Consider the following 3,092-nt stretch of genomic DNA (forward strand, 5'->3'; position numbering starts at 1 on the left):
TGTCAGTCTGGCCGGATGCGGGGGCGGTGGCCGGGTGGTGTCCGTGCGTTCCGATTCCGCGGCCGGTACTGGCCTGGTGACACCCGTCGCCACGACGCCGGTAGCGGCCTCCAACCAGCCGTCACGCGCCTTGCTGGTTGCACTGGGATGTTCGGGCGTGGGAAACACCCATGGCGCGGGCTTCAGTCTGCTGCTCCTTTCGCCGAATGACGGTTCGATCGTCGAGACGCGCACATTTCCGCTGACATCCGCCGACAGCACTCTCTACAGCTGTGACGACGCGACAAGCCATGATCCCCGAACTGCGTGGCAGATCCGTCCCATGTTCGATCGGGCGTGGTCTCGGCTCGCGGTACTACGGGGAAACGCGGACGGAACCCAGAACATCGGCTATGTGGACGGTACGGGTGCCTTCACCACGGTCGTCGGAAACAGTTCGTCCTTCTCCTCGACATCCCACCGGCGCGGCAGCCTGACATTCGGCCGGGACGACGACCGGATGTACTACGCCGAAGACAGGCGAATCCTCACGGTGGACGCGAGGGCCGACGCCACTCCGGCAGAGATTGGAATTCTACCGAATAGCACCTACCAGTCGTGGCCGGTTGCCACACGGAAGGTCGCGACGGCTTTCAAGGCGGAGGTCGACTACCTTCCGTCGCCGGACGGCGGGTTGATGGCGATGCTGCGTTATCCCGCCAACGGGTCGAGCGATCCGACCGGGGTTCCGCACGACATCATCATCCGATCCTCTCCCGGAGACGTCCTGCAGATCGACTCCGAAAAGGTGGTGGGTCCGGTGGTGGGTGACCGGCGGTTCGCCGAGCAGTGCGATCCCGACCAGTGGTTGGACAACCGCACGATCCTCTGCCGTACTGATTTCGGTCACGGTCCCAGTTACAGCACGACGACTTATGTCGGGGAACGCTTCGGGATCGTCTCCCTTTCGGATGCTGGCGTTCCCGGCGAGATGCGCATCGTGCTGCCGGCGAACGACCGGTACAGCGGTTCTCCGGTGCGGCTCGGAGCCAAGCTCTACTTCACCTCGAAACGAAACAGCGCGTCGTCGCTCTACTCGCTGCCCGTCGCCGGCAAGGAGAGCGAACCCGCCGACATCGGCCCGGTTCCGGCCGATGTCGTCATGATGCTCGGGTCGCTCAGCTGATCTTTCCAGGCTCAGACGGCTTCTCAGTCACCGGGGCCGAAGGTGGCGCGATCATGTTTTTCACGCCACCGGAGGCCGAAGCCGTTCAGCCGTCGCCGAGGCCGGCGGCTTCGAAGGCGGTCAGGGACGGGCGGATGGTCGCGGTCGGCCGGCCTGTCGACACCAGCGGGTCGAGGGTCTTCAGGCCGTCCCCGGTGTTGAAGATGACGGTTTCGGCATCCGGGTCGAGCAGCCCCTCGCGCAGCAGCCGCGCCAGACAGGCGACGGTGACGCCGCCGGCGGTCTCACCGAAGACGCCCTCGGTACGCGCGAGCAGGCGGATGCCATCGATGATCTCGGGGTCAGTGACGTCGGTGATCGCACCGCCGGTCCGCCGGGCGACGTCGAGTGCGTACGGGCCGTCCGCCGGGTTGCCGATCGACAGGGACTTGGCGATGGTCGACGGCTTCACCGGGGCGACTGTGTCAACCCCGCGGGCGAAGGCCGCGGCGACCGGGTTGCAGCCCTCGGCCTGCGCGCCGAAGACCCGGTACGGCGTCGGCTCCACCAGGTCGAGGCGGCCGAGCTCGCCGAAGGCCTTGTCAATCTTGGTCAGCAGCGACCCGGAGGCGATGGGCACCACGACCTGCTCGGGCAGCCGCCAGCCGAGCTGCTCGGCAACCTCGTAGCCGAGGGTCTTGGAACCCTCCGCGTAGAACGGCCGTACGTTGACGTTGACGAACGCCCACTCGTACTCGCCGGACAGTTCGCTGCACAGGCGGTTCACGTCGTCGTAGTTGCCGTCGATCGCGACCAGTGTGCCGCTGTAGACGGCGGTTGACACGGTCTTGCCGTCCTCGAGATCGTGTGGGATCAGCACCACCGAGCGCAACCCGGCGGACGCGGCATGCGCCGCCACGGACTGGGCGAGGTTACCGGTGGACGCACAGGCGACGGTGGCGAAACCGTGCTCGCGGGCGGCGGACAGCGCCACCGAGACGACCCGGTCCTTGAACGAGTGCGTGGGGTTCGCGCTGTCGTCCTTGACCCACAGTGCCCGCATTCCGAGTTCCGCGGCGAGCCGTGGAGCCGGGCGCAGCGGCGTCCAGCCGGCTCCGAGCGACACCCGGTGCGCCGGGTCGTGGCCGGCGGGAAGAAGCCCGACATAACGCCACAGGTTGGTGGGCCCGGCCTCGATGGAAGCCCGGGTGACCCGGCGCAGCAGGGCCTCGTCGTAGGCAATCTCCAGCGGGGCGAAACACTCGACGCAGACGTGCGTCGGGGAGAGCGGGAATGTGGCGCCGCAGTGCCGGCACGCCAGGGAGACCGCCGGATTGGCGGATTGCGAACCGATCGTAGCAGGGCGCTCGGGAGCGACTGTCATGGGTGAAACTCCTCATCTTTCCCGAGAGCCCGTTGCGTCTCGGGTCGGAATTAGCACCTGCCTCGCACGGATGCGGGTGGTTGCCGGGGCTTCACTGGGCCGGTCCCTCTGCCCCTCTGGATGAGCCGGATGAAGTTGTCAGTCCGTACTGTAGACCGGGTGCGGCGTGATGTGCACCGTTGGTTCGAGCGTCGAACGTATGACGGGCGTGACTTCTCGCCTGTCCGGCTGCTGGCCCGCAAGGAGGGTCCGATCAGCGTGGTGTTGCCCGCGCTGAACGAGGCCGCCACGGTCGGCACGATCGTTTCGGCGATCCATCGCGATCTTGTTGTCGGGGTGCCGCTCGTTGACGAGATCATTGTCATCGATCCGGGGTCGGTCGACGCGACCGCGTCCGAGGCGACCGCCGCGGGTGCGGTGGTGATCCCCGAGGAGCGGATCCTGCCCGGCCACGGGCGGATCGCGGGTAAGGGTGAAGCTCTGTGGAAGTCCCTGTACGCCTCGTCCGGAGATATTGTGATTTTCGTCGACGCGGACCTGGAGGACTTCGACACCCAGGTGGTG

At 66.9% G+C, this 3,092-nt stretch carries 3 protein-coding genes and 1 riboswitch; of the genes, 2 read left to right on the top strand and 1 reads right to left on the bottom strand.

The window, feature by feature from the left end:
• Positions 1 to 1,165, top strand: a 1,165-nt coding sequence (locus U9980_RS20235; RefSeq protein WP_322769357.1) for a hypothetical protein, incomplete at its 5' end; no start/stop codon positions are given.
• Positions 1,166 to 1,250: 85 nt separating this feature from the next.
• Here U9980_RS20235 and thrC read toward each other — a convergent pair.
• Entirely contained in the window at positions 1,251 to 2,528 is a 1,278-nt protein-coding gene (gene thrC / locus U9980_RS20240) for a threonine synthase (protein ID WP_322769358.1), read from the bottom strand.
• Positions 2,529 to 2,537: 9 nt separating this feature from the next.
• A riboswitch (SAM riboswitch) is annotated at positions 2,538 to 2,655 on the bottom strand.
• A 2-nt stretch (positions 2,656 to 2,657) separates the two neighbouring features.
• Here thrC and U9980_RS20245 point away from each other — a divergent pair.
• Positions 2,658 to 3,092: glycosyltransferase (locus U9980_RS20245; protein WP_322769359.1), on the top strand; the 435-nt coding region annotated here is incomplete at its 3' end.

Origin of the sequence: Protofrankia sp. Cr1, from assembly GCF_963555865.1 — a bacterium.
Lineage (GTDB): Bacteria > Actinomycetota > Actinomycetes > Frankiales > Frankiaceae > Protofrankia.

What these genes read in the sequence shown, in the direction of transcription:
- thrC (WP_322769358.1), bottom strand. Translation starts at nt 2,528, where the DNA reads ATGACAGTCGCTCCCGAGCGCCCTGCTACGATCGGTTCGCAATCCGCC.